Here is a 26,490-nt window from a genome sequence, read left to right on the forward strand (position 1 = left end):
TGCAACTTTTGGCAATCGGACTTTGGTTTAATTCCGATATTTAAGCAGGAATAAATGAATCGCATCTTGAATAATCTGGTCTAACTCTTGCGCATTCGGTACAGCAATAATCCTAAGTAGAACTTTATGGTGACGTACACCAAGCAACAAAGTTAAAAGAAGCTCTGTTTGATAAACGGGATCATCGGCCTGAATAAAACCTAGCTCAGCTGCTTTTTGGAAGAACGCGGCTAACAGATTTTGAAGTCGGGTATGGGATGCCGTGAAAAATTGTTCAGCTAAAGGGCTCTGTTCTGCTGCGAGTTCAAATAACACATGTTCAAGCTTTAATGCTTCAGGTGAATAAATAATCTGCAAGGCACGCGAACACACCATATACAGTGTTTGATAAAAATCTGCCGATGTATCTAATTCAAATGGTTTAGTGCCTAGAGTCTCTTCGCAAGTTTCTGTAATCGCGCAGATAAACAGGTTTGCTTTGTCTTGAAAGTGGTTATAAACCGTGAGTTTAGTAACTCCGGCTTCCTGTGCAATCTGGTTCATGCTGGTACCGTGATAACCAGATTTTAAAAAAATAGCTTTAGCGGCTTGTAAGATACGAGCACGCTTTTCCAGATCTTTAGGACGACCACTTTGATTAACTGTTTGCACAAAACCCTCTAATAAAAGTTTAAAAAAATAGATATTTATAAGTTTTTCTTTAATTAATGTACCCATGGGTATATTAATTAAAAAACAAACAAACTATGATGCAAGCATATTGTGCCTTAAAAAACCAGTTTGAATAAGAGCGATAAGATATGAATCTGTTAAAACCTCTCATCATGAGTATGGTGATTGTTTGCACGGTCACATTAATGGGGTGTAGTAAAGAGGCTCCCAAAACAGAAGAAATACCCTATGTGATGGTGACGCAGCCTTCGACCACACTAAACGAATTAAAAAGCTATGCAGGAGATGTACAGGCTCGACAACAAACTGCCTTGGCATTTCGAGTGGGTGGACAAGTTACGGCTCGCTATGTCGATGTCGGCGACCGAGTTAAAGTTGGACAAGTATTAGCAAAGCTCGATGTAGCAGATGCTCAGCTACAATTAAATGCTGCCAAAGCTCAATTACAAAATGCACAGGCAGCAGCGAAAACAGCATCAGATGAACTTAAACGTTTTCAACAATTATTACCTGTTAATGCAGTAAGCCGTTCACAATTTGATACGGTCAAAAATCAGTACGACGCGGCTCAAGCAGCGTTACAACAAGCCCGCTCTAACTATGAAGTTTCTGCAAACCAAACTGGTTACAACCAACTCATTTCTAATAAAAACGGGGTGATTACAGCGCGTAATATTGAGATTGGACAAGTCGTTTCAGCAGGTCAAGCAGCTTATCAATTGGCGATTGATGGTGAGCGTGAAGTGGTCATTGGTGTACCTGAACAAGCAGTTGCCGAGATTAAAGTTGGTCAAGCAGCTTGGATTACTTTGTGGTCTAAACCGAATGAAAAATTTGCCGGGTATGTACGCGAAGTTTCTCCTGCGGCTGATCAGTCTCGTACCTTTACAGTGAAAGTTGCTCTCAAAGAAGGCCAATCTGCTATTCAGCTTGGACAAAGTGCTCGCGTATTTTTTAGCTCGACTCAAACTAATGTCATGAGTGTTCCACTTTCGAGTGTTTCAGCTACAGATAATCAAGCTTATGTATGGGTAGTCAATGCCAACCAAACTTTACGTAAAGTACCTGTAACAGTTGGGGCATATGGCAGAGATAGTGTGCCCGTGTTAACTGGTTTAACACCAAATGATTGGGTTGTGATTGGTGGGGTTCATTTGCTACGCGATAAGCAGAAGATTCATCCGATTGACCGTGAAAACCGTGCGGTGAAAATTCAGGGGGCAACGAAGCCATGAAATTCAATCTCTCGGAATGGGCACTGAATAATAAAGGCATTGTCCTTTATTTCATGCTGTTGCTTGGCATTATCGGTGCAATCTCTTATTCAAAACTATCACAAAGTGAAGATCCGCCTTTTACCTTTAAAGTGATGGTCGTCAAAACCTACTGGCCTGGAGCGACTGCCAAAGAAGTTTCAACGTTGGTAACTGACCGCATTGAAAAGGAGCTGATGACGACAGGGCAGTATGAAAAGATTATGGCCTACTCCCGCCCAGGTGAGTCTATGGTTACTTTCTTTGCCAAGGATTCATTGAAGTCGGCACAGATTCCTGATGTTTGGTACAACGTTCGTAAAAAGGTCAATGACATTCGCACTGAACTCCCAAGCGGTGTACAAGGCCCTTTTTTCAATGATGAGTTCGGTGATACTTTCGGTAATATTTATGTACTGACAGGCAAGGACTTTGACTATGCACTTTTGAAAGAATATGCCGATCGTTTGCAATTACAGCTGCAACGCGTCAAGGATGTTAGCAAAGTCGAATTGGTTGGCTTACAAGACCAAAAAATCTGGATTGAGATTTCAAACACTAAAGCAGTTCAGCTCGGTATTCCTCTCTCTGCAATTCAAGAAGCCTTACAAAAGCAAAATAGTATGGCAAGCGCTGGCTTCTTTGAAACCGGTACGGATCGTATTCAAATTCGTGTAAGTGGACATTTACAGAGCGTTGATGAAATTAAGAAAACGCCGTTACTGGTAGGCAACAAAACCATTCAACTTGGTGATGTCGCTGATGTCTACCGCGGTTTTAGTCAACCAGCTCAGCCACGTATGCGTTTCATGGGCGAGAACGGTATTGGCCTTGCTGTATCGATGCGTAAGGGCGGTGACATTATTGCCTTGGGTAAAAACCTGGAAACTGAATTTGCCCAACTGCAAAAGACTCTACCTTTAGGTATGAAATTACAGAAGGTGTCTGATCAACCAGTAGCTGTGCAACGCAGTATTCATGAGTTTGTGAAAGTACTTGCTGAAGCAGTCATTATTGTTTTGTTAGTGAGCTTTTTCTCTTTAGGTTTCCGTACAGGTTTAGTCGTCGCTTTTTCCATTCCTTTGGTTTTAGCAATGACTTTTGCCGGCATGAATATATTCGATGTCGGACTACATAAGATTTCTCTGGGTGCTCTGATTTTAGCTTTAGGCCTGTTGGTCGATGACGCGATTATTGCAGTCGAGATGATGGCAATTAAGATGGAGCAGGGTTATAGCCGAATTAAGGCCGCCGGATTTGCGTGGAAAACAACGGCTTTTCCAATGCTGACAGGTACACTGATTACGGCAGCGGGCTTTTTACCTATTGCTACGGCACAGTCTAGTACGGGTGAATATACGCGTTCGATATTTCAGGTAGTGACCATTGCCTTATTGGTATCTTGGGTTGCCGCAGTTTTATTTGTACCTTATTTGGGTGAAAAACTACTGCCTGATTTTACCAAGACGGGTCATCAAGCACCTTGGTATGTTCGTTTATGGGCAAGATTAACGAAAAAACCACAACCACAAACTATCGAGATCTCACAGGACCATCATTACGATCCTTATCAGTCTAGTTTCTATTTACGTTTTAGGAAAATGGTCGAGTTTTGTGTGACCTATCGTAAAACTGTAATTGCGACGACAGTCGGGATATTCGCGCTCTCTGTGCTGATGTTTAAAATGGTTCCTCAGCAATTTTTCCCTCCTTCAAACCGTACCGAGATTTTAGTCGATTTAAAACTTGAAGAAGGGGCTTCGTTAACTGCTACTGAACAAGCGGTGAAAAAGGTTGAACAGTTCCTATCTAAACAAAAAGGTATTGATAACTATGTGGCCTATGTCGGTACAGGTTCACCGCGTTTTTATTTACCGTTAGACCAGCAATTACCACAGGCCAGCTTTGCACAGTTTGTGGTTTTAGCCACTTCACTTGATGACCGTGATGAAATTCGTCGCTCGCTAGAAACCCAAATTAAACAGCTGCTTCCACAAGTTCGTACTCGTGTGTCATTACTGGAAAATGGCCCGCCTGTGGGGTATCCATTGCAGTATCGCGTGTCAGGTGAAGATTTAAATTTGGTACGTAAAGAGGCACAGCAGGTTGCTAAGGTCATTAGTGAGAACCCAAATACCACCAATGTGCATTTGGACTGGGGCGAGCCGAGCAAGATCATTGCAATTCAAATTGATCAAGACCGTGCTCGACAAATGGGTGTGTCCAGTGTGGATTTGGCGAACTTCCTAAATGCTTCAATTACAGGTAGTGCAATTGAACAGTATCGTGAAAAGCGTGAACTCATTGAAATTCGTTTACGTGGAGATCAAGCTGAGCGTGTTGAAGTAGCTTCAGTGGCAAGTTTAGCGGTACCAACAGCCAATGGAACGACAGTACCTTTAGCCCAGATTGCTAAAATTGAATATAAGTTTGAAGATGGTCTGATTTGGCATCGTAACCGCTTACCAACGATTACCGTGCGTGCAGATATTCGTACCAAATTGCAGCCAGCGACTGTTGTTGGTGAGTTAGCCGAATCAATGGACAAGTTACGCGCTGAGTTACCAAGTGGTTATCTCATTGAAGTGGGTGGAACTGTCGAAGAGTCGGCACGTGGGCAAAGTTCAGTTAATGCTGGTATGCCATTATTTTTAGCGGTTGTTATGACATTACTCATGATTCAGCTTAAGAGTCTGTCTCGAGCAACGATTGTGTTCTTGACTGCACCATTAGGCTTAATTGGGGTAGTTCTGTTCTTGCTTTTATTTAATAAGCCATTTGGTTTCGTAGCCATGCTGGGAACCATTGCCTTGTCTGGCATGATTATGCGCAACTCGCTCATTCTGATTGATCAGATTGAACAAGATAGGCAAGCAGGGCATCCAACATGGGAAGCGATTATTGATGCAACAGTACGCCGTTTCCGTCCAATTATTCTGACAGCTTTGGCAGCTGTGTTAGCAATGATTCCACTTTCGCGGAGTATTTTCTTCGGTCCAATGGCCGTTGCAATTATGGGCGGATTGATTGTAGCGACCATGCTGACATTATTTTTCCTACCTGCATTGTATGCTGCGTGGTTTAAGGTGAAAAAAACCGCATAAAATACATAATTTTTTTGTGAATAAAGGTGCGAAATATTGAAAACTCCAATATAGTAGCACCTGTCTTTACACAAAAAATACAGGATTACTTCGCTGCATAAAAAATAGGCATAGTGCAGTGAATTGAGGTGAAATACAGATGGGGCAAGACCATATCGAACAGCATCGCCGTTATATTGTAATTTCTTATGCGTTCATGTTTCTTGCATTGTTTACGGTTATTTTTGCGGCCTTTGCTTATCTGGTTGCTCGTAAAGTAGCTGTTGTGGATAATGCTGAAGTTTGGATTCATGCCCATGCGCTCTGGATTATGCGCAATGGTATTCTATTCCTCTTCATGTCAGTTTTTGCTGTTGTTTGGTTTATTCCTCTCTTCTTTTTTGCATGGAACAGCAATCTTTGGGTAACGGCATCAACAGTTGCTGGTGTTATTTTTAGCGCTATTGCTTGGTTATTTTTATTAAATGCATGGTTAAAAGGCTTGTCTAAATATTTAAAAAATAAGGCAGTTTTTTAATATATCTATTTTTTAAACATTTTCCCCTTGTAAATTCGGCTAAAGCCCCCCATTTAGTCGGCAATAGAGTATTGATAAAATTTCCGTGAGGAGCACCGCCAAACATGGCTAAACGTGATTATTATGAGGTTTTAGGCGTTTCAAAAACCGCAAGTGATGATGAGATCAAAAAAGCCTATCGTAAATTGGCGATGAAATATCATCCTGACAGAAACCCTGACAATGCCGAGGCTGAAGAAAAATTTAAAGAAGCTGCTGAAGCTTATGAAATTTTATCGGACAGTGAAAAGCGCAGCATGTATGACCGTATGGGACATAATGCATTTGAAGGCGGCTTTGGTGGCGCTGGTGGTGGCTTTGGTGGTTTCAGTGCAGAAGATATTTTCAGCCAGTTCGGTGATATCTTTGGTGGAGCGTTTGGTGGCGGCGGACGTCAGCAACGCCAACGTCGCGGTTCAGACTTACGCTATGTCATGGAACTTACCCTTGAGGAAGCTGTAAAAGGGGTTAAAAAAACAATTACCTTTACGGCTCCAGCACCATGTGATGTGTGTGATGGTAAAGGCTCTCAAAATCCAAAAGATGTAGAAACCTGTAAAACTTGTCATGGTTCAGGACAAGTACGTATGCAGCAAGGTTTCTTCTCTGTACAACAAACTTGTGGCACGTGTCGTGGCCAAGGCAAAATTATTAAAAACCCATGCCATGCATGTCATGGTTCAGGCGTAGCTGATCGCCAGCAAACATTAGAAGTTACTATTCCTGCCGGTGTAGATAATGGCGACCGCGTTCGTTTAAGTGGTAAAGGCGAGGCTATCCGTGATGGTCAAGCGGGTGACTTATACGTTGAAGTGGTTGTTCGTGAACACGAAATTTTCCAACGTGATGGCGCCGATTTATATATGGACGTACCAGTAAGCATTGCTGATGCTGCACTTGGTAAAGAAATTGAAATCCCGACTTTAGAAGGTCGCGTTAGCTTGAAAATTCCTGAGGGAACTCAAACAGGTAAATTATTCCGTTTACGTGGTAAGGGTGTTCGTCCTGTACGTAGCAGCATGGTGGGTGATTTGCTTTGCCGTATCGTCATAGAAACACCAGTCAACTTAACGTCTCGTCAACGTGAATTACTCAAAGAATTACAAGCATCTTTCGATGGCGAAGACAGTGCTTCTTCACCAAAGAAAAAATCATTCTTTGATCGTTTATTCGATTAATGCTTGATTAGATCGTAAATTAAAAAGAAGGCGGATATTCAAAAATATCCGCCTTTTTATTGCGCTGATTCATCTTATTATTTTTATTCTGCTTAAAAGAAAATGACTACCGATTACTCTGTAGGGTGTGCGACATCAATATCGTCAACACTTACAATAAGTTCGTTTGATGCAACTGGAGCTACTACAGCTTCGACAGCAGCTTGAGTCACTGGTTTTACAGCTACTTTTACTGTTTCTACATCGGCGGTTTTTTCTTCAATGATTGGGTCGATATCTTCAACTTTAACTTCAGCAGTGGTATTGCTTGCTACGTTTGTTTGAGGTGTAGGTGTTGCTGCCTGAGTATTTACGTTTGTTGTAATACGTGCTTTAGATAAGCTTTCTAATGTGTCCCCTGGTTGGATTGCAGGCTCTGCAAATGCCATTGAACTCGTCATCCCCATAACGGCTATTAAGCCCATAATTTTCGAATGCATGCTGAACTCCTTATAGTCATCTTTTTTCATTCGTGGCTCGGTAGTGTGCAGATCAATTCTTTAACTTTTGTGAAAACTGATTAAATTTCAGTTCATCTTAAAAAATATTTTTTACTTTTTATTGTGAGCAAAGAGTTTTGATATAGTAAGCCAATTATGTAAAACACAAAATTGGGAAGGATTATGTCAGCAGCTCCACGCATTGGTATTTTGGGTGCAAGCGGCCGTATGGGTCGGATACTTATTCAGGCAGTTCAACAAGCAGGTTATCAATTGGGAGCCGCTGTTGTACGCCCAGAAAGTACTTTAATCGGTGCTGATGCTGGTGAACTTGCAGGAATTGGTTCAATTGGAGTGAAGCTTACCGGAAGCTTGGTAGAGGTTCTTAAAGATTGTGACGTTGTAATTGACTTTTCGACTCCTGCTGCAACATCTGAGCATCTAAAGCTGTGTCGTGAAGCTGGGGTAGCGATAGTCATTGGAACAACGGGAATGTCCGATGAACAAAAAGCTGAGCTTGATGAAACGGCAAAACATATACCTGTTGTATATGCTGCAAACTACTCTGTTGGTGTAAATGTATCAATCAAGTTACTTGAGCTTGCAGCAAAAGTATTTGGCGATACAGTAGATATTGAAGTGATTGAGGCTCACCACCGTCATAAAGTAGATGCGCCGTCAGGTACTGCACTCATGATGGGTGAAGCGATTGCTGATACTTTAGGCCGTAACTTAAAAGAAGTTGCTGTTTATGGTCGTGAAGGGCATACCGGGCCACGTGATCGTCAAACGATTGGTTTTGAAACTATCCGTGGTGGCGATATTGTAGGTGAACACACTGTTATGTTTATTGGTGAGGGTGAGCGCGTTGAAGTCACTCACAAAGCCACTAATCGTATGAACTTTGCTGCTGGTGCAGTACGAGCTGCTGCATGGGTCGTAGGTCGCGAGGCGCGTAAATACGACATGAAAGATGTTTTAGGGTTGAACGACGTACAGGCGTAAATCATCTGTACACGTCCTACATGTGGCGAGAAAAACAAGATAGAGCAGAACATGAATAAAAAACAAATTGCTTTGACCACTCTTCTTTGCTTAAGCAGCCTCTGTGCAGGGGCTGCCTCTACAGACAAGGCGAAACTCAGCCTTGATCGTAATCATATTAAAGTGTGGACCTATCAAAAGGCTGATAACCCAGTCTTTCAATACAAAGCTGAAACAACATTTGATGTACCCATTGAGCGTGCGGTGGCGGTGATTTTAGATGTAAATCGCGCAGCGCAGTGGGTGCCTTATATGGGTAAAGTTGAAATGCTTTCTCAGGATGAGAAGAAGGGCGAATTTACATTATATATGGTGTTGGATTTTCCTTTTCCGCTAAAAGACCGCGATGTGGTCGTGAAAGGGAAAATGAGTAAAGCCGCTAATGGCACTATTACGATTAAGAACACAGCGATTAATAGTAATTATCCGATTCAGCCCGATGTAGTTCGTTTAACTCGTTATGAAGGTGAATGGACATTCCAGAAACTAGCGAATAACAAAGTTAAAGTAACCACGAGTGGTTATGCTGACCCAGCAGGTTCAATTCCTTTAAGCTTTGTAAATATGTTTGTTCAGCAGCAACCATATCAGATGCTGCTTAAAATGAAGCGGGAAGTAATGAACCCGATTTATGAGCAACCTAAATTGCCCGATATTTTAAAATAATAAGCGATAAAAAAAGCGCCTAAGATGAGGCGCTTTTTTTATTAGTCTGAACATTGCTGCAAACTTTGTGCAGAGCTGCTTTCGCGTTTGATTTGAAATAAAACTAACAACAAACCTAACCCAGCCAGTAATGCACCAGCAAATGATACTGCGTTATAACTCAAACCTAAATCGAGCACTACCGCACCTGCTGCCGCACCGACTGCGTTACCTAGATTAAACGCACCGATATTTACCGAGGAGGCAAGTCCTGGTGCTTCATGAGCAACTGACATTACACGCATTTGTAATGGTGGTACTAAAGCAAAGGTTGCCGCACCCCAGATTACTAAGGCAATGGCTGCTCCAGCTTGACTTTGTGCAAGCACTGGGAAAGACACCATCATGACAATCAACAAAATGAAAAAACCGATTAGAGTTTTGTTGATGGACAAGTCTGCAAAACGACCACCTAAATGGTTACCAATTGAGAAACCGACACCAATTAATACCAACATGAACGTAATGAAGGTTGGTGAAGCATGGGTAAACTCAGTCAAACTTGGCGCAATATAGGTATATAGCGTAAACATTGCACCCGCACTAAGCACTGTGGTGAGTAGAGCCAGTACTACAGGAGTACGTGTTAATACTTTTAACTCCGCTTTCACATTTGGTTTTTGGGCAACCATACCTTGTGGCAGTGCCTTCCATAAAGCGAGCATGGTAATCACACCAAGCAAAGAGATTGCAAGGAAAGACATACGCCAGCCAATGTTTTGTCCAACCCATGTTGCCAACGGTACACCACCAATATTAGCAATGGTTAAACCCATAAACATGGTGGCGACAGCACTGGCTTGTTTGTGCGCGGGTACAATACTCGCTGCTACAACAGAACCAATCCCAAAGAAGGCGCCGTGGTTAAGGCTAGTAATGAGACGTGCACCTAATAAACTCATATAGCTTGGGGCAAATGCTGCAAGCAGGTTCCCGACCGTAAAGATCGCCATCAGAAAAATCAGAGCATTACGTCTAGCAAAACCACCAAACCATAGAGTCATGAATGGAGCACCTAACATCACGCCAAGTGCATAACCCGTAATTAACATTCCAGCTGTTGGAATGGAAATACCTAAATCATGAGCGATATTCGGAAGTAATCCCATTGGAGAAAATTCCGTGGTGCCAATGGCAAAGGCACCAATTGCCAATGCCAGTAACGAGAACGCCGTATTTGATTGAGTGTTCATGAGTTTAGTCCCAAACTGGTGCCCATGGCTCTGGGCTAACTTCACGACTGTTGCGGTCGAGCTCAGCAATCATTTGCATTTCAGCTGAAGTTAACTCGATATCCTGTGCTTTTAAATTGCTAATCAGGTTTTCACGTTTAGTCGAAGATGGAATGACTGCAAAACCTCGTTGCAATGCCCATGCCAATGCAATTTGTGCTGTTGTTGCTTTATGCGCTGCTGCAATTTCAGCTAGAACGGGGTCTTGAAGCACTTTGCCGTACGCAAGAGTCATATATGAAGTGACATCAATATTCTTGTCTTGTAAGAAATTTACAAGTTTATGGTTTTGAAGATAAGGACTTAGCTCAATCTGATTTGTCGCAATATGCTCTACACCAATTGTGTCAATGGCTTGTTGAGTAAGCTCAATATTGAAGTTTGAAATACCAATTTGTTTGGTAAGACCTAGTTGTTTCACTTCAAGTAAAAGCTGCATAATTTCAGGAATAGAAACGCCCAAGTCCGGTGCTGGCCAGTGAATCAAAGTAAGATCGACATAGTCAGTACGAAGTTTTTGTAAGCTCTCTTTTAAGCTCGGAATAAACTTATCTTGCGCAAAATTATCTACCCAGATTTTTGTGGTTAGAAATAAGTCCTGACGCGCTACACCACTTTCAGCAATGGTTTGTCCAATCGCAGCTTCATTTTCATAGATTTGAGCTGTATCAATTACACGGTAACCTACTTCTAAAGCTGTTTTAACAGAATCAATCACCGCTTGTTCTTTAAGGCGATAAGTTCCTAAACCAAAACGTGGGATATTCATGTGTTCACCTAAATTTAAATAATTGTTTAACTTGAGGTGCATTTTGCTTGGATTATTGTTGCGAAAAAATAGATGAATAAGCAAAATATCTTTGATGATTAGTCAATAATAGAATAAGTCATGAAATCAACAATTGAAGAACTGGTTGCCTTTATCACAATTGTTGATACAGGTTCCTTTGTAGCCGCAGCAGAACACTTAAAACAAACGCCTTCAGGAATGAGTCGTTCTCTTACACGTTTAGAAGCAAAGTTAGGCGTGACTTTATTAGAGCGAACAACACGTAAGTTAAAACTCACACAAGAAGGGCAGCAGTTTCTTATCAAGGCTCGTAAAATTTTAAATGAGCTGAATGCTGCCGAAGAAGATTTGCAAAAGTCTGATCAGGGTACCGCGGGACTGATTCGTATTGATTCTGCAACGCCGTTTGTTTTGCACGTGATTGCACCATTAATGCATAAGTTTCGTAAGTGCTATCCCGACATTGAAATCGAAATAAATAGTAATGATCAGGTGATTGATCTATTACAACATAAGACCGATGTGGCATTTCGATTTGGGGAACTCAATGATTCGAGTCTTCATGCCAAGTTAGTGTGCAAGAGCCGTTTATATATTGTGGCAAGTCCAGAATATTTGGCGATCAAAGGTACACCGACTCAACCTGAACAACTTGAGCATCATGATTTGATTGGTTTTACCAGACCTGATTATATTAATAACTGGCCGATTAAAGTCGGAGATGAATATTTTTTCGCACAAGCACACATTAAAGCTTCAAGTGGTGAGACTGTGCGTCAGCTTACAGTTAGAGGACATGGTATTGCACGGCTATCTGAATTTGAAATTTGGAAAGATATTCAAGAGGGACGATTGACCGCGTTATTTGAAGATCAAATAGAACATCAATATCAAAGCATCCATGCTGTCTATTATCAACAAGAGCATCTACCAAAACGGATCCGTTTATTCATTGAGTTTTTGGCAGATCAATTAAAAGATGGTTTTAAAACCTGTCTCTAAACCTACCATAAGCATCACTTGGAAAATGAACTTCTAAAATAGGAGTCGTTTGTCCTTGTGATGAATGTTGAGACAGAAAATAGCTTTGTTGCTGTTCTCGACAACTAAAATATAAGTTTGAATAAACCGAATTTACCATGACAACTTCGTTTGAGTTATTACGTTTGTATTGATAATGAGAAATTGTATTGGCTTTATCATCAGTGCGCTGCTCTAGTTTGTAGTCTTGTTGGTTGGTCATTTTTAAATAACCTTCAATTAAACTCTGGCAAACCGTATGTCTATGCTGTTCAGTTTTGGGTTGTGACTGGCAACCTGTCAAAACAATGGTAAACAATAATATAGCTTTTAATTTCATTATCTTACTACTCTTTGAGTTGATTTCTATAGCCTAAAGGTGTTCTATAAAGCAGTACAGATACAGAAATTTTTAAAAAAGCAGCACAGAATGACTTTTCAATATCAGGTTCTTGCCAATCAATTAGCACATCGTATTTACCAAGATGAGCTGAAACCGCATCAGAAGCTTATTTCCTTACGAGATTTTGCCCGTCAGCACAGCATTAGTTTAAGTACAGCAAAAAGTTGTTATGAGTTACTTGAGGCGAGGGGGCTTATTTATGTAAAGCCGAAGTCAGGTTATTTTGTGGTTGCTCGTACCCAATCTAGTCCTATTCCAGATAGTCCAGATTTCTTATCTTTGCCGCGACAAGTCTCCAATCTGGAGTTACATAATCAAATTCAGGAGGCTGCCTTACAAAGTCATCTTGTACCACTGGGTTCGATCCAATTGACACCTCATTTTATTCCTGTTGAGGGTTTACGCCGCTCTATTCAACGCGCTTTAAAAAATTGTCAGCCCCAAGATTTTCTTTATTGTAATAAACAGGGTCATGAGCAGTTAAGAAAAGCACTATCTGATCATTGGCGTGAAGATGGGATTTTTATCGCGGCAGAAGATATTTTTATTACCAATGGCTGCATGCCTGCTTTATCTTTGGTGATTCAACATCTAACAGAAGTAGACGATAGTATTTTAATTCCGACGCCTACTTTTAATGGACAACTACAGCTTATAGCCAGTTTAAAACGACAGATTATTGAGATTCCAGCGCATCATCGTGGTATCGATCTTGAGCGCTTAGAATCATTTATGAAGCAGGGTTTAGCTAAAGTTTGCTTAATGACAGCCAACTATCAGAACCCATTGGGATACTGTTTAAGTAATGCAGAAAAACAAAAGATTGCCGAATTAGCAGCAAAGTATCAGTGTTTTATTATTGAAGACGATATTTATGGAGAGTGTGGTTACAGTGGTGAGCGACCATTACCTATTCGCTATTGGGACCGTGAAGGCTATGTAATTTGGTGTGGATCGGTTTCTAAGTCATTGTCGAGTGCATATCGCGTAGGGTGGTTCTGTTTAAGCGCGAAGCTACAGCATTTAAGGCTTGAGCTGGTAGCCAGTAATATTGGGGTTAATACACCGCTACAATTAGGCCTAGCTGATTTTATTTATAGTCGTGCTTACAGGGAGCACTTAGAGCAGTTAAGACCGAATTTGATGCGGCAAGTCGAGGAGTATCGTAGTTGTATTTTAAATGCTTTTGAAGGTATTCCAATTGCATTGAGCCAACCAGAAGGAGGTTATGCCTTATGGATGCAGTTACCTAAAACTGTAGATAGTTTGGCGCTCTATTACACTGCAAAATCTCACGGAATTACCGTAGTTCCCGGGCATGTTTTTGGGGAAGATGAACGTTATAGACATTTTATTCGTTTAAATGCAGGTCATGAGTTAACAGTAGATGTCCGCCAAGCGATTAAACACTTAGCGGACTGGTCACGGCAACAGATTAAAACAGCGAGTTAGTTTTATTCTGCAAAGTCTGCTTTAAGTACAATTCGGTAACGTGCTTGACCTGAGTGTAGATGTTCAATTGCTTCATTGAGCTGTGACATTGGAAACAGTTCAATTTGAGGCGCAATTTTTTTGCGTGCAGCAAACTTTAAAAGCTGACGTAGTGCAGCAGGTGAGCCTGTAGGTGAACCAGTCACTGACTTAGCACCACCAATAAGAGAGCCAACAGAAACAGGAACAGGCTCAAGCGTAAGACCTAAGAAATGTAAGGTTCCGTTTGGTGCCAGTGTTGCAATAAAAGCAGACCAATTTAGAGTCACATTCACGGTACTCAGCAATAAATCGAATTTACCTTTTTGAGCTTTTACTGCGTTGGTATCGCGGCTATTGACGACATGGTCGGCTCCCATTGCTTTGAGCTCTTCTGTTTTGTCTGGGTTAGAACTAAATGCCGTAATTTCACAACCCCAAGCTTTAAGGAGCTTAATCGCCATATGACCTAAACCGCCAATGCCAATCACTCCCACATGATGGGTTGCCTGAATCTTGTGTTTGAGGAGTGGATCAAAAACGGTAATTCCGCCACAAAGTAGAGGACCTGCACTTTCTGGGTCTAAATCTTCAGGGAGGGGAATAGCCCATTGCCAGCCAGCACGAACTTTATCGGCAAAACCACCAGCATGCCCGACGATTGTTGCAACATTTTTGCCCGTACAAAGTACTTGCTGACCACCAATACATTCATCACACGATTGGCAACTTTCAGCTGTCCAGCCGATACCGACACGTTGCCCGATTTGTAGACCTTTGGCTTCTGAACCTAAAGCTACAATTCTTCCAATAATTTCATGACCTGCAACCACAGGGTAGACAGTCGAGCGCCATTCATTATTCAGAACTGAAATATCAGAATGACATAAACCACAGTATTCAACTTTTACTTCAACCTGATGCGGCTGTAATTCACCTGCGTCAAATTGGTAAGGAACCAGTTTTTCACCTGCTTGCATTGCAGCATAGGCCTGAATCGTATTGTTGCTCATCGGAAACTCCTTAAGCGGATTTGAACCGTTCTGGTGGGTTATGAAGCTTTAAATTGACAATCGTTTTCATGATCATCGACCATACCTACAGCCTGCATAAACGCATAGCAAGTGGTTGGACCGACAAATTTAAAACCATTCTTTTTAAGAGTCTTGGAAAGTTTTACACTGAGTTCAGTCTGTGCAGGAGCCTGACGGTAGTCTGCAACATCATTGTTTTGTGGAGCTGCATCTACAAACTGCCAAAGCCATGTCGGTACATCACCAACTAGTGCTTTGAGCGCTTGCCAAGCAATCGCATTATCACGAATGGCTTTGAGTTTACCCAAGTGACGAATTAAGCCTGCATCGGATAATTTTAATTCTAAAAAGTCATCAGTAAATGAAGCAATATCTTCAATTGGATGATTAAAAAAGTGTTGACGGTAGCTTTCTCTTTTTTTTAGTACGGTAATCCATGATAAGCCAGCTTGCTGACCTTCGAGGCAAAGCATTTCAAATAACCGTGCTTCGTCGTGTTCTGGCTTACCCCACTCTTCATCATGATAGGCAATATAAAGGGGATCGTCGGAACACCATCCGCAACGTTGAGTTTTCATGATAATGCTCCTTATATTTATCTTAGAATTTTAAAGTTTAAATAACACCCATTCATTTGGGCGAGTATCCCAATAATACAGTTCAGCTTGAGTTAAGTCTTCAAACTTTAGCCAAAAGTCTTTGCCTACTTTATCTGAAAAACCGGTACTGATTAGCAGGGCATCATCACTGATTTCCATGATCCAGCCTTGATAGCTATTGCCATTTAAAATGATCTTTTGCTGGTTGCCCGACTCGGCAAACTCTACTAAGCGATTGATCAGCGCTTCCGACATAAAATGTTCCTAGCGTAAATATGAATAAGGGTTAACGGCACCACGTCCTTTACCATCTAGATAAAGACCATAGTGGAGATGAGGTGAAGTATAACGTGCATTGCCCGTGTTGCCGACATATCCAATTAAATCGCCCTTTTTGACATAGTCACCTACATTTAGGCCACGTTTATGACCGTCAAGATGAGCATAATAATGCCATGTTCCTGCTGGACCTAAAATCCAGATGACTTTGCCGCCGAGGTTATTGTTACGAAGATCAGCAACGAGTCCTTCGGTTGTGCTATACACTTTGGTTCCACGTGGAGCCAAAATATCAATTCCTTCATGGCTACGGCCTTGACTACGAGCTGCTCCCCACGTGTCTTTTAGTTCATCTCGATCGACACCTTTTACAGGTACAGGTAGTCGATTTGGAAGCTGCATACTTTTGAGCTTACTGACTTGAGTGGGGGAAAGTGGTGTAGGTCTTTTAGGTGCACTGACACAAGCTGCCAATAGAATAATGAGAAAACCAAGTGAGAGATGAGAAACAAAACGTCGCACGAAATACTCCCTGTCATAGTTATATCAAAATTATTTTGACCACTATGTCATGAACGGCTAGTCGAGATCAATTTTTTCATTGCAGTTGGTACGCCTTTGGAAATTGCTTGTTCTGGAGTCAGCCATTGGCCTTCAAGCTCAATCGACAGATGTTCTTTTTGATCAGGTTCCACGTGGAACACATGAGCATTAAGTAGCCATGTGAAATGAGTGAAGCTATGACTAATCTGAAAAGTTTGTGCTTGAGGCTGTAATTTAAATTGCTGGCTTATGCTCAGTCGTTCATGTTCATTTTCTAAAATAGGTAAACAGAATAAACCACCCCATAGACCATGGGCTTGGCGTTGTTGCCAGAACCATTCATCTTCACACTGAATAATAAGAACGTCTGCCGTTTTAACAGGCGGAGTTTTTTTTGGTTTTTTTAAAGGTAGTTCTTGTTCTAAACCTTGTTGATAGGCCTGACAATGAGCTTGCATTGGGCAATATAAACACAGCGGTTTTTTAGGCGTACAGATAGTTGCACCTAAGTCCATTATGGCTTGAGTATAGTCATGGTTACGATGCGTAGGGCAAAGCTCTTCAGCGAGTTTCCACATTTCACGTTCATGCTGCGGCTTACTTAAGTCATCTTCAATAGCGAAGAAACGCGCTAGAACACGTTTCACATTGCCGTCCATAATCACACCGTACTGACGCAAACCTAAAGACATAAGTGCGCCTGCTGTAGAGCGTCCAATGCCGGGTAGAGCAATCCATTCCTCTAGGGTTTCAGGAAACTTACCTTGTTGTGCTACAAGGCCAGCGGCTTTATGCAAATTGCGAGCACGAGCGTAATAGCCAAGGCCAGCCCAATAAGGAGCGACATCATCCCAAGTTGCATGACCTAAAGCTTCTACCGTTGGGAAGCGCTCCATAAAGCGATCAAAATATTGCAGAACTGTTTTTACCTGAGTCTGCTGTAACATAATTTCAGAAACCCAAACCTTGTATGGATCATCTGCAACTTGCCAAGGCAAATCGTGACGACCATGTTGATCGAACCAGTTTAAGAGGGCATCAGAAAAAGAAAATTCAGGCATGAACAGCTATAGAAGAAAAGTAAGAACTAAATTATAGCTGAAATTGGAGAGAAGTTTTGTTTAAAGCAGGCAACCAGAACGAGCCTGTTAAAACAGAGATCACTTGAAAATAAGTGGTCTCTGCTTCAAGCATAAAGAGGATTAATCCTCTTTTACGCCCCAACGTTGATCAAGTTTCAACGGTTGGTTTTTGTAGTATGGAATGACATGAATGTGGAAATGGTCAGAGCTTTGGCCAAACACTTCACCATCATTAAAGCCGATATGAAAACCGGCAGGCTGATGACGAAGCTGGGTTTCGTGGCGGGCAATCTCAAGAAGTGTAAGTAAGCCTTGATGTTCTTTAGAGGTAATATCAAAGAACGAGTTGACGTGACGTAATGGAGTTACGACACAGTGGCCTTTAGACAACGGATTTGGGTCAGGTAAAATTACAGCAAATTCATTCTTATCAATGATGTCATATTCATCAAATTCGCAATACGGACATTTCTTGTCAGCCATTGTTGTATCCTCTCATGTTATTCCATTAAACCCCGAGTGCGGGAAATAAGACTAGGCTTTGCTCTAGCTCAACGGGAGTATAGTTATTGAAGTATGGTTTAAAAAATACAGTAAAAATATTGCAAAGTCATAAACATTTAAGGGAGCAAATGCAAAAAACATTTGCTCCAAATTTGCTTCTTTTATTTTAAAGTACGTTCTAACAAAGCGTACATTTTAGCAAGGCCTTGTTTCTCCGCTTCGCTGTTGTAGCCAAGGTCTACACCATTCGCTTTCGCTTTTTCATCTGCAAGCGGGTTACTAAAGCCATGTTTAGCACCTTTTAAAACCACTACCTCATGTTTAACTTCAGCAGCTTGCATCTCTTTTTCAAAATTAGCAACATCTTCTAAGGTGACCATGGTGTCTTGTTCACCATGTAGAACTAAAACCTCACCTTGAATGTTGCCTTTTTGAGCAGGTGCTTTCGGTGCTAATGTAGCATGGAATGTCACAACTGCTTTAAGTGGTGCACCTGAGCGCGCAAGGTCTAATACAACTTTACCACCATAGCAAAAGCCAATTGCAGCCAGTTTTTCACTATTTACTTCTGGTTGTGCAGCAAGTGTCTGAAGTGCTGCATTGGCACGATCAGTCACCGTGTCTAACTCTTCAAATGTCTGCATCATCCATTCATATGCTTGAGCTGCGGTTGATGTGACTTTTTTATCGCCATACATGTCAATCGCAAGAGCCGCATAGCCGTGTTCAGCAAGTTCACGTGCGCGTTGTTCAGTATATTCATTACGGCCCCACCATTCAGGACCAATAATAATACCTGGTACAGGTGTTTCACTTTCTGGAGCTGCAAAATAACCAATTAAATGGCTGCCGTCTGGTGCAGTATATTGAATTTCACGGGTTTTAATTGCTGTACTCATGACATTAATCCTGAAATTAAACTTGGTTTAAACACGCTTGATTAAAGCATAAAAAATTAAAATTCATATTAATAACTATGTAAAAATCTACGTCAAAAGAAAAAGATAGAAACATTTAGGCAATAAAAAAGAAGGAAACAAGTTCCTTCTTTTTATGTAGTCATGATTGAATTAGGTTCGGCCTCGCGAAATAAAACCAATAACTGCGAGAATTACAGCCACAACCAATAAAATCACGGCAAAGTCTTTAGATAACCCTGCAACACCACCAAACCCTAATAGACTGGCAATGAGTGCAATCACTGCAAAAATTATTGCCCAACGGAACATAATGTTGTCCTCCTTATTTTTCATTGTGTTTTTACTATATAGTGGCTTTTTTGCACGGAATGTGTCGTTTATGTGGTTGAAATGTATATTAAACAATCATTTTGTGATGCTAAAAATACAGTTTCTTTCCTTAAGCACAGTGCCTTCAATGCTATAATCTGACTTTGCTTTATGTATACAGCCGTTAAAACCTATGTCTACCGAGACCTCACTTCGTCCATTATTTTGGAAAAATTACACGCTAGAGCAGCTTACTCAGGCTGAGTGGGAAGCTTTGTGCGATGGGTGTGGTTTATGCTGCTTGGTCAAGCTAGAAGATGAAGATACTCATGAGGTTGCTTACACCAAGGTAGCGTGTAAATTGCTTGATTGTGGTACAGGGCGTTGTTCAGACTATTCAAATCGTCAACAGCAAGTGCCTGACTGTTTACAGTTAACGCCAGAAAGCTTAAAAACAATTCACTGGCTACCTTCAAGTTGTGCCTATAAACGTTTGAACGAGGGTAAAAATTTACCTTCTTGGCATTATTTAAATACGGGTACGAGACAAAGCGTAGTTAAGGCAAAAAAATCTGTTGCAGGGCGTTGTATTCCTGAAACTGATGTACATGAAGATGATCTTGAAGATTATGTGGTACGGTGGGTGCGTTAATACGCTCCCAATGGACATTTTTAATTACAGCGTATAATAAAGTAACATTTTAATCGTAAAGTTTTTAACCATCTCCGTTATATAAAAATAAAAGCGAAGGAGATAAAAATGATGAAACGACTAGCAGCCCCCTTATTATGTAGTAGCTTTTTCTTATTAATGGCTTGTGGTTCTAACAATACCAACTCAAAAAATCCTGAACAAAATACAACTGCAAAAACAGAGCAAACTAGTGCTGCCAAACAAATTTATCAGGTCGAGACAGTCGCACATTTTAATGAACCTTGGGCGATTACCAGTTTGCCAGACCATCGTTTATTAGTCACTGAGCGACAAGGTAAGTTAAAACTTTTTAACCCCCCAAATAAACAAATGTTAGATGTTCAAGGTGTTCCAGCGGTGAACTATGGCGGACAGGGTGGTTTAGGCGATGTTGTTTTACATCCTGACTTTGCCAAAAATCATTGGATATATCTCAGTTATGCAGCTAAAGGGCAAGGCGGATCTGGTGCAGTGATTTCACGTGCGAAATTAGACTTATCTAATCCTAATCAGCTAAAACTTATAGAGGTGAAACAGATTTGGCAGCAGGTGCCTAAAGTCTCAGGACAAGGCCATTATGGACATCGTATGCTCTTTGATGCAGATGGGAAGCTTTGGGTCAGTTCAGGTGAGCGCCAAAAGTTTGATCCTGCCCAAGACATGAAGAGTAATTTGGGCAAAGTCTTGCGTTTAAATGAGGATGGTTCAGCAGCCGTAAGTAATCCTTTTTATAAACAAGGTGGGGTTACTGCGGAAATATGGTCACTTGGACACCGTAACCCCTTAGGTATGGCTTTTGACCGTAAAGGACAACTCTGGGTAGTTGAAATGGGGCCTAAAGGTGGTGATGAGCTTAATATTATTACCAAAGGTGAAAATTATGGTTATCCAATCGTTTCAAATGGTGACCACTACTCGGGTGAGCCTATTCCAGACCACCATACTCGCCCTGAATTTAAAGCACCTGAGATTGATTGGACACCTGTCATTTCACCGTCGAGCCTAATCATTTATCGAGGCCAACAATTTCCTGCATGGCAAAATAAAGCCTTAATTGGTGGGTTATCTTCCAAAGCCATTGTGGTTGTAGATTTAGAGCATAAACCTGTAAAAGAAATACAAAGATTAGAGATGAAGCAACGTATTCGTGGTTTACATGAAGCACAAGACGGTTCAATTTGGGTAATTGAAGATGGCCCAGATGCACGTTTGCTGAAACTCAGTAATAAACCATCTTAATGCTACGAGTTAGCCTGTAAATAAAGAACGTGTCTCATAGATTCAAATTGTAGATTTCTGTGAGACGCAATAGACTATAGTGAAAAGACGATAAAGCTATTTGAGATGTCAGACACCCATATTCCACTTCCTGAACGCCTGCGCCCGAGAGATTTGTCTGAAATTATTGGGCAAGATCATTTGTTAGGTGAACACGCACCACTGCGTCAAATGATTGATCAGGGGCATTTACCTTCTATTATTTTTTGGGGACCGCCAGGCGTTGGTAAAACAACAATTGCTTTGCTTTTGGCGCAAGCAATAGACCGCCCATTTGTGAGTTTGTCTGCTCTGAATACGGGCGTAAAAGAATTACGTGAAGTGATTGCAGAAAGTGGGGATTTACTGACACCAGTCGTTTTTATTGATGAAATCCATCGCTTTAATAAATCACAGCAAGATGCATTACTAGGGGCTGTAGAAAAAGGAAAAATTACCTTAATAGGTGCGACCACAGAAAACCCGTCTTTTGAAGTCAATAGTGCACTTTTATCACGTTGTCAGGTCTATACCTTAAACAGTTTAGACAGCGAAGCAATTCAGACGCTACTCAACAATGCTCTCCAAGCAGATAAATTCTTAAAAGAACGCTACATTCATATTGAAGAGTACGATGCCCTTTTGCAGTTTGCAGCAGGCGATGCCCGTAAAGCGCTTAATTTACTGGACTTAATTGCGAGTACTTTTGAGCCAGAAATTGAAAATACCATTACCAATGCTGTGGTGGTAAAAGTTGCCCAGCAAAACATTGCACGTTATGACAAATCGGGTGAGCAGCATTACGACCTCGTGTCTGCATTTATTAAATCGATTCGTGGTAGTGATCCAGATGCAGCTCTGTACTGGATGGCTCGTATGCTTAAAGGCGGGGAAGATCCAGTTTTTATTGCAAGACGTATGTTGATTGCAGCCTCAGAAGATATTGGAAACTCGAATCCAAATGCGCTTTTGCTTGCAGGTGAATGTTTCCGCTCTGTTCAAGCAGTGGGTATGCCTGAAGGTCGAATTATTTTGGGCCAAACCGCGGTTTATTTAGCAACAAGTGCAAAAAGTAATAGTACTTATTTAGCAATTAACAAAGCATTGGAACTTGCCGAGAAAACGGCAAATTTACCAGTGCCTTTACACTTGAGAAATGCACCAACCAAGCTAATGAAACAGCAAGGTTATGGCATCAATTATCTCTATCCTCATGATTACCCAGAGCACTTTGTGCTGCAAGACTATTTACCACCTGAGTTGAAGGGAACCAAACTCTACGAGTCCGCAAGAAACAAGCGTGAGGTTGAAGGCGAACGCTTACAGCAACGCAGATGGCAGCAGGAACAATAGTTTTATTGAGTCCTGCTATTGTTCCAATTCCTCAGTAACCTGACCATAAATCAGTAGGGTAAACACGCCTGTACCACCAATAATATTTCCAATAGTCGTTGGAATCAGGAAATTAAAAATATATTCACTAATAGAGGCATCTCCTTGCCAAACTAGATAAGACATTTCGGTAGAACCTACTACTACATGGGTAAAGTCACCGAGTCCTATCAAATATGTCATGAAAAAGATGAGTAGGAATTTATTGCTAACTGAAGGCAGCATCCAGACTAGTGCAGCAATTAACAGCCCTGACATAATACCTTTCAGTAAGTTTTCGGTCGCAGAAAAAGACGCAACATGATGTGCTAGCTCGTCTAGTGCCTTGTCAATATCGGGTGTAAACAGGTGAGTAGTGAGGAAAAATAAACTCGCTAAAGCTGTTCCAATGATGTTGGATAAAATCACAATTCCCCATAATCGGCCTACAGCTTGTAATTTTTCGAGAGTAAAGGGCTTGAATAGAGGTACAACTGTGGTGATGGTATTTTCGGTAAAGAGTTGCATATGGCCCAAAATAGCGATCAGGAACCCAATGGTATAACCGACATTGGTGATTAAATCAGTCCAGATCGCATCAGCTGGAAGATAAGAAGCGATAATCGCCTTAAACACAAAAGAAAAACTGATGACTAGACCTGCCGCAATTCCTGAAAAGATCAGTGCAGCCGTTGGCCGATCCAGCTCTTCTGCACCATCACGGCGGATAATTTCATAGACTAAACGCGGTGACAGTTTTTCATGTTCTTCGACTGCCATTTTTTCACGCCAGCTTAAGGTTTGCTCGACCTTTTTTTCCTCTATTTCATGGTCCATCATGCTTACTCCTCATAGAATAAATATTTTCTACTTATTATTTTTGTTTATTGTTAAGGCAGCATTCAGAATAAATCTAGTTGATTCATAACAGCTTTATGTATCTTTTTATAAATTGAAAGATAGGACGCTAAGCAAAATACTATGCAAATAAAAGCAATTAACCAGATAGGACAGCTAAATATAAGAAGAGGTCGATAAAACTTTGCATGACAAGACGAATTGCCGCCTGAGTCAAAGGGGAGCAATTATGATGAAGAAGTCAGAAATCAGTAAGGATTGACGCTAAAGATTTACAGCAAATCAGATAACAGCAGTAACAATAATTAAAGTAAGGTATATGTTCTCAAAGTCCGTATGAGTTTCATATAGTCACCTTGAGAAGCTTCAGAAATGACGGTTTCTACTTCAGCTTCGCTCCAACCTTGTTTCAAAGCAGAGTCGCTAAAATTAGATAAAATCACTAATGGATTTTCACCAAAATGTATCGAGTGATTCATTAATCTCTTTTCAGGCTTAAGTAGTTCCATAGGGTTCACCATACTTTAAATTTAATTATTGTGATGCAATTAATGTTTTTTTAGATTTTAGTGCTTTGTTTTTATATTGTGCAAGTCATAATTTAATTAAATATACAAATCTGTCTACTTTTCCTGAATTTTAGTGCCTAGAAAATAAAAAACCGAGCAATTCAGCTCGGTTTCTTACTAAAGTCTGGCTAATTAGATGTCAGATAAATCTACGCCTAAACGAGCTGCAACTTCTTCATAAGCTTCAACAACACCGCCTAAACCTTGACGGAAACGGTCTTTGTCGAGTTTCTTCTTAGAGTCTTTGTCCCATAAACGGCAACCGTCTGGAGAGAATTCGTCACCAAGTACGATACGGTCATGGAAAACACCAAATTCAAGTTTGAAGTCCACCAAGATCATGTTGCCTTCAGCAAATAATGCTTTCAATACATCATTTACTTTATAAGTTAACACTTTCATTTGTTCTAACTGTTCAGCAGTCGCCCAACCTAAAGCAATCGCTTGAGATTCGTTAACCATTGGATCGCCTAAGCCATCATCTTTGTAGAACAATTCAAATGTAGGAGGAGTAAGTTCTTTACCTTCTTCTACACCTAAACGACGGCATAGAGAACCAGCTGCGTAGTTACGAATTACGCATTCAACAGGAATCATTTGAAGTTTTTTAACAAGAACTTCAGTTGGAGAAAGCAATTTTTCAAAATGCGTTTCAATACCCGCAGCAGCAAGTTTTTCCATGATGAAGGCGTTAAAACGGTTGTTCACCTTGCCTTTACGATCTAGTTGTTCGATTTTTTCGCCATTGAACGCAGAGGCATCATCACGAAAGACTAAAATCAGATGGTCGGCATTGTCTGTTTCATATACAGATTTTGCTTTACCAGTATAGAGCAAGGTTTGTTTTAACATGAGGGAACCTTTTAAAAAAAAATGCCTAGTAAACGACTAGGCTGGCCAATTTTGGTAAATCTGGTTTAACACTTCTGCCGCAACTTCAGGGCTTGCAAAAGTGTTGTCTGGATTAAAGAGAGCAAGGCTATGACTAGAGCCAACACCAGTCAGTTTAAGCACATAAGTTTTGTCATTTACTTTAATCGTCGCTTGATTACTGCCTTGAGCGATGATGTTGTAATTTAACGTGCTTAGGGTTGCTTTGGTGTATTGCCAAATTTCAGCGGTACTTCCATCAATTTTTAACAGTGGGTTTTTATTACCATCTGTTACAAGTTGAGGGCGACTAAGCGCGCTACCTGATTGAGCAGATGTATCTGCTGTATCACCTTGAGTTTGTTCAGGGCGAGGCAAAGCAAAACGATTGCCACGCTTGTTTTCAAACTTCGGTGCGTGATCGATAGCGAGCTGGTCTACTGTTGGTGCAGGATACAAAGGCGTCGCTGGTCGTACAGTTGCATCGGCAGGATACTCAAGCGGGGCGAGTTGCTTTGCTTTTTTATAATCTAAAGAGTGATTATTGAGTGCGAAGCGACCACAGCCAGCTAAACTTAAGGCTGAAACTGCAAGGACTAAACCAAGACGTAATTGCATCATAAATTGCTCTTATTAAATAATTCCCGCATCTTTTAGGGCATTGCGGAGAGGTTCGCGATATTGCTCAGCGAGAGGAGTGAGTGGTAAACGAATACCAGTATCAATCAGTCCCATCTCATGTAGTGCCCATTTCACAGGAATTGGGTTAGATTCGCAAAATAGAATATTGTGTAAATTTGCAATCTTATTGTTAAGCGTCTTCGCTTGTGGCTCATCTTTAGCAATTGCAACCGCACATACTTCGCTCATTGCCTTAGGTGCAATGTTTGCAGTAACCGAGATATTACCATCTGCGCCAAGAAGCATAAGTTCCCATGCAGTTTCATCGTCACCTGAGTAAACAGCCATTTTGCCGTTTAAAGCATCGATTAAAGCTTTACCACGAGGCACATCACCTGTTGCGTCTTTGATACCTACAATGTTAGGAATTTCTGCTAAACGTACCGCTGTATCGTTTGACAAGTCTACGCCTGTACGACCTGGTACGTTATAAAGAATAAGAGGTAATTCAACAGCTTCGGCAACCGCTTTATAGTGTTGGAAAAGGCCTTCTTGGGTTGGTTTGTTATAGTATGGTGTTACAAGTAAAGCGGCATCAGCACCGAGGTCTTTAGCTGCTTTAGTTAATTCGATTGCTTCGCGGGTTGAGTTTGCACCAGTACCGGCAATAATTGGAATACGTTTATTGGCTACACGAATAATTTCTTTAATAACCTGTGTGTGCTCTTCCATGCTCAATGTTGAGGCTTCGCCGGTTGTACCGACGGCTACAATACTGTTTGTACCTTGTTCTATGTGCCACTCAACCAGCTTCTCAAGACCCTTCCAATCTACACCGCCATCTTTCAACATGGGAGTGACAATTGCGACGATTGAGCCTTGAATGGTCTGTGCTTGCTGAGTCATTTTAAAAAATATCCTATTTATCCATCCGAATCTGAGGTAAGAAAAACAAAATGTGGGATGGTTGCAGTATTTTGATTGTCCAGTTCTAACAATAACAGATTGTTGAATGACAATTATGCAAATTATGACTGATCAGACGCATAAGAACAATATGCTTAACTGATAAAC

Annotated in this window: 29 protein-coding genes; 11 read left to right on the forward strand and 18 right to left on the reverse strand. The window is 41.1% G+C overall.

Features of this window, described 5'->3' with window-relative positions; genetic code table 11:
- Nucleotides 1–27: 27 nt before the first annotated feature.
- Nucleotides 28–651 carry a TetR/AcrR family transcriptional regulator gene (locus I8T81_RS00160; RefSeq protein ID WP_198071863.1) on the reverse strand — a complete coding sequence of 208 codons (624 nt, stop codon included), beginning with the start codon at nt 649–651 and terminating at the stop codon, nt 28–30.
- 149 nt (nt 652–800) lie between these two features.
- Between I8T81_RS00160 and I8T81_RS00165 the strand changes: the two genes are divergently transcribed.
- From I8T81_RS00165 to dnaJ, 4 genes are all read left to right on the forward strand, one after another.
- Nucleotides 801–1,907, forward strand: coding sequence for an efflux RND transporter periplasmic adaptor subunit (locus I8T81_RS00165; protein ID WP_039253951.1), 1,107 nt, complete (start codon nt 801–803; stop codon nt 1,905–1,907).
- The gene (locus I8T81_RS00170) at nt 1,904–5,029 is read left to right on the forward strand and encodes an efflux RND transporter permease subunit (RefSeq protein WP_198071864.1); all 3,126 of its coding nucleotides are present in this window, start codon (nt 1,904–1,906) and stop codon (nt 5,027–5,029) included. Before I8T81_RS00165 ends, I8T81_RS00170 begins: the two co-directional genes overlap by 4 nt.
- A gap of 139 nt (nt 5,030–5,168) precedes the next feature.
- The gene (locus I8T81_RS00175; RefSeq protein ID WP_198071865.1) at nt 5,169–5,546 is read left to right on the forward strand and encodes a hypothetical protein; all 378 of its coding nucleotides are present in this window, start codon (nt 5,169–5,171) and stop codon (nt 5,544–5,546) included.
- Between the two features lie 104 nt (nt 5,547–5,650).
- Nucleotides 5,651–6,763 carry a molecular chaperone DnaJ gene (gene dnaJ / locus I8T81_RS00180; RefSeq protein WP_198071866.1) on the forward strand — a complete coding sequence of 371 codons (1,113 nt, stop codon included), beginning with the start codon at nt 5,651–5,653 and terminating at the stop codon, nt 6,761–6,763.
- A 113-nt stretch (nt 6,764–6,876) separates the two neighbouring features.
- Here the strand turns inward: dnaJ and I8T81_RS00185 are convergent, their stop codons facing one another.
- The gene (locus tag I8T81_RS00185; RefSeq protein ID WP_198071867.1) at nt 6,877–7,242 is read right to left on the reverse strand and encodes a hypothetical protein; all 366 of its coding nucleotides are present in this window, start codon (nt 7,240–7,242) and stop codon (nt 6,877–6,879) included.
- Between the two features lie 183 nt (nt 7,243–7,425).
- Between I8T81_RS00185 and dapB the strand changes: the two genes are divergently transcribed.
- Both dapB and I8T81_RS00195 read left to right on the forward strand, forming a co-directional pair.
- A complete protein-coding gene (gene dapB / locus I8T81_RS00190) occupies nt 7,426–8,247 on the forward strand; it encodes a 4-hydroxy-tetrahydrodipicolinate reductase (RefSeq protein ID WP_198071868.1) in 822 nt (273 codons plus the stop codon).
- A gap of 51 nt (nt 8,248–8,298) precedes the next feature.
- Entirely contained in the window at nt 8,299–8,952 is a 654-nt protein-coding gene (locus tag I8T81_RS00195; protein ID WP_198071869.1) for an START domain-containing protein, read from the forward strand.
- 41 nt (nt 8,953–8,993) lie between these two features.
- Here I8T81_RS00195 and I8T81_RS00200 read toward each other — a convergent pair whose 3' ends face one another.
- Both I8T81_RS00200 and dkgB read right to left on the reverse strand, forming a co-directional pair.
- Nucleotides 8,994–10,184 (reverse strand): MFS transporter, encoded by a 1,191-nt coding sequence (locus I8T81_RS00200; protein WP_191107232.1) that lies wholly within the window; start codon nt 10,182–10,184, stop codon nt 8,994–8,996.
- A gap of 4 nt (nt 10,185–10,188) precedes the next feature.
- Nucleotides 10,189–10,992: a 2,5-didehydrogluconate reductase DkgB gene (gene dkgB / locus I8T81_RS00205; RefSeq protein WP_198071870.1), complete on the reverse strand. Its 804-nt coding sequence runs from the start codon at nt 10,990–10,992 to the stop codon at nt 10,189–10,191.
- Nucleotides 10,993–11,112: 120 nt separating this feature from the next.
- On the opposite strand from dkgB, the gene I8T81_RS00210 reads away from it, so the two are divergent.
- Nucleotides 11,113–12,015: a LysR family transcriptional regulator gene (locus I8T81_RS00210; protein WP_004704708.1), complete on the forward strand. Its 903-nt coding sequence runs from the start codon at nt 11,113–11,115 to the stop codon at nt 12,013–12,015.
- Here I8T81_RS00210 and I8T81_RS00215 read toward each other — a convergent pair.
- Nucleotides 11,999–12,373, reverse strand: a complete 375-nt coding sequence (locus tag I8T81_RS00215) for a hypothetical protein (RefSeq protein ID WP_198071871.1) — start codon at nt 12,371–12,373, stop codon at nt 11,999–12,001. The genes I8T81_RS00210 and I8T81_RS00215 overlap by 17 nt on opposite strands.
- A gap of 90 nt (nt 12,374–12,463) precedes the next feature.
- Between I8T81_RS00215 and I8T81_RS00225 the strand changes: the two genes are divergently transcribed.
- Complete coding sequence (locus tag I8T81_RS00225; RefSeq protein WP_198071872.1) at nt 12,464–13,888, forward strand: aminotransferase-like domain-containing protein; 1,425 nt, start codon at nt 12,464–12,466, stop codon at nt 13,886–13,888.
- A 2-nt stretch (nt 13,889–13,890) separates the two neighbouring features.
- Here the strand turns inward: I8T81_RS00225 and ahr are convergent, their stop codons facing one another.
- From ahr to I8T81_RS00265, 8 genes are all read right to left on the reverse strand, one after another.
- Entirely contained in the window at nt 13,891–14,919 is a 1,029-nt protein-coding gene (ahr, locus tag I8T81_RS00230) for an NADPH-dependent aldehyde reductase Ahr (protein ID WP_068933345.1), read from the reverse strand.
- Between the two features lie 38 nt (nt 14,920–14,957).
- Nucleotides 14,958–15,518 (reverse strand): DNA-3-methyladenine glycosylase I, encoded by a 561-nt coding sequence (locus tag I8T81_RS00235; RefSeq protein WP_151749438.1) that lies wholly within the window; start codon nt 15,516–15,518, stop codon nt 14,958–14,960.
- Between the two features lie 30 nt (nt 15,519–15,548).
- A complete protein-coding gene (locus I8T81_RS00240) occupies nt 15,549–15,794 on the reverse strand; it encodes a hypothetical protein (RefSeq protein ID WP_001287364.1) in 246 nt (81 codons plus the stop codon).
- Between the two features lie 9 nt (nt 15,795–15,803).
- Entirely contained in the window at nt 15,804–16,340 is a 537-nt protein-coding gene (locus I8T81_RS00245) for a M23 family metallopeptidase (protein ID WP_198071873.1), read from the reverse strand.
- A gap of 47 nt (nt 16,341–16,387) precedes the next feature.
- Complete coding sequence (gene mutY / locus I8T81_RS00250; RefSeq protein WP_198071874.1) at nt 16,388–17,422, reverse strand: A/G-specific adenine glycosylase; 1,035 nt, start codon at nt 17,420–17,422, stop codon at nt 16,388–16,390.
- A gap of 141 nt (nt 17,423–17,563) precedes the next feature.
- On the reverse strand, nt 17,564–17,926 hold the full coding sequence (locus I8T81_RS00255; RefSeq protein WP_039253978.1) for an HIT family protein: 363 nt from the start codon (nt 17,924–17,926) through the stop codon (nt 17,564–17,566).
- A gap of 182 nt (nt 17,927–18,108) precedes the next feature.
- Entirely contained in the window at nt 18,109–18,846 is a 738-nt protein-coding gene (locus I8T81_RS00260; RefSeq protein ID WP_004704724.1) for a dienelactone hydrolase family protein, read from the reverse strand.
- Between the two features lie 171 nt (nt 18,847–19,017).
- Entirely contained in the window at nt 19,018–19,176 is a 159-nt protein-coding gene (locus tag I8T81_RS00265) for a DUF1328 domain-containing protein (protein WP_002053759.1), read from the reverse strand.
- 193 nt (nt 19,177–19,369) lie between these two features.
- Between I8T81_RS00265 and I8T81_RS00270 the strand changes: the two genes are divergently transcribed.
- The 3 genes from I8T81_RS00270 (at nt 19,370) to I8T81_RS00280 (ending at nt 22,480) form a co-directional block, all read left to right on the forward strand.
- Complete coding sequence (locus I8T81_RS00270) at nt 19,370–19,828, forward strand: YcgN family cysteine cluster protein (RefSeq protein WP_019458604.1); 459 nt, start codon at nt 19,370–19,372, stop codon at nt 19,826–19,828.
- A gap of 111 nt (nt 19,829–19,939) precedes the next feature.
- Nucleotides 19,940–21,109, forward strand: coding sequence for a PQQ-dependent sugar dehydrogenase (locus tag I8T81_RS00275; protein WP_198072732.1), 1,170 nt, complete (start codon nt 19,940–19,942; stop codon nt 21,107–21,109).
- Between the two features lie 105 nt (nt 21,110–21,214).
- Complete coding sequence (locus tag I8T81_RS00280) at nt 21,215–22,480, forward strand: replication-associated recombination protein A (RefSeq protein ID WP_004704731.1); 1,266 nt, start codon at nt 21,215–21,217, stop codon at nt 22,478–22,480.
- A gap of 15 nt (nt 22,481–22,495) precedes the next feature.
- On the opposite strand, the gene I8T81_RS00285 is transcribed toward I8T81_RS00280, so the two are convergent.
- The 5 genes from I8T81_RS00285 to dapA form a co-directional block, all read right to left on the reverse strand.
- Nucleotides 22,496–23,335: a formate/nitrite transporter family protein gene (locus tag I8T81_RS00285; protein ID WP_191110331.1), complete on the reverse strand. Its 840-nt coding sequence runs from the start codon at nt 23,333–23,335 to the stop codon at nt 22,496–22,498.
- A 326-nt stretch (nt 23,336–23,661) separates the two neighbouring features.
- Entirely contained in the window at nt 23,662–23,865 is a 204-nt protein-coding gene (locus tag I8T81_RS00290) for a hypothetical protein (protein ID WP_019458601.1), read from the reverse strand.
- A gap of 192 nt (nt 23,866–24,057) precedes the next feature.
- Complete coding sequence (gene purC / locus I8T81_RS00295; protein ID WP_002119240.1) at nt 24,058–24,777, reverse strand: phosphoribosylaminoimidazolesuccinocarboxamide synthase; 720 nt, start codon at nt 24,775–24,777, stop codon at nt 24,058–24,060.
- Nucleotides 24,778–24,813: 36 nt separating this feature from the next.
- On the reverse strand, nt 24,814–25,413 hold the full coding sequence (locus tag I8T81_RS00300; RefSeq protein ID WP_077165362.1) for a lipoprotein-34 precursor (NlpB): 600 nt from the start codon (nt 25,411–25,413) through the stop codon (nt 24,814–24,816).
- A 15-nt stretch (nt 25,414–25,428) separates the two neighbouring features.
- On the reverse strand, nt 25,429–26,322 hold the full coding sequence (dapA, locus tag I8T81_RS00305; RefSeq protein WP_004704743.1) for a 4-hydroxy-tetrahydrodipicolinate synthase: 894 nt from the start codon (nt 26,320–26,322) through the stop codon (nt 25,429–25,431).
- Between the last annotated feature and the right edge of the window lie 168 nt (nt 26,323–26,490).

The sequence above is a fragment of the Acinetobacter seifertii genome, assembly GCF_016064815.1.
Taxonomy (GTDB): domain Bacteria; phylum Pseudomonadota; class Gammaproteobacteria; order Pseudomonadales; family Moraxellaceae; genus Acinetobacter; species Acinetobacter seifertii.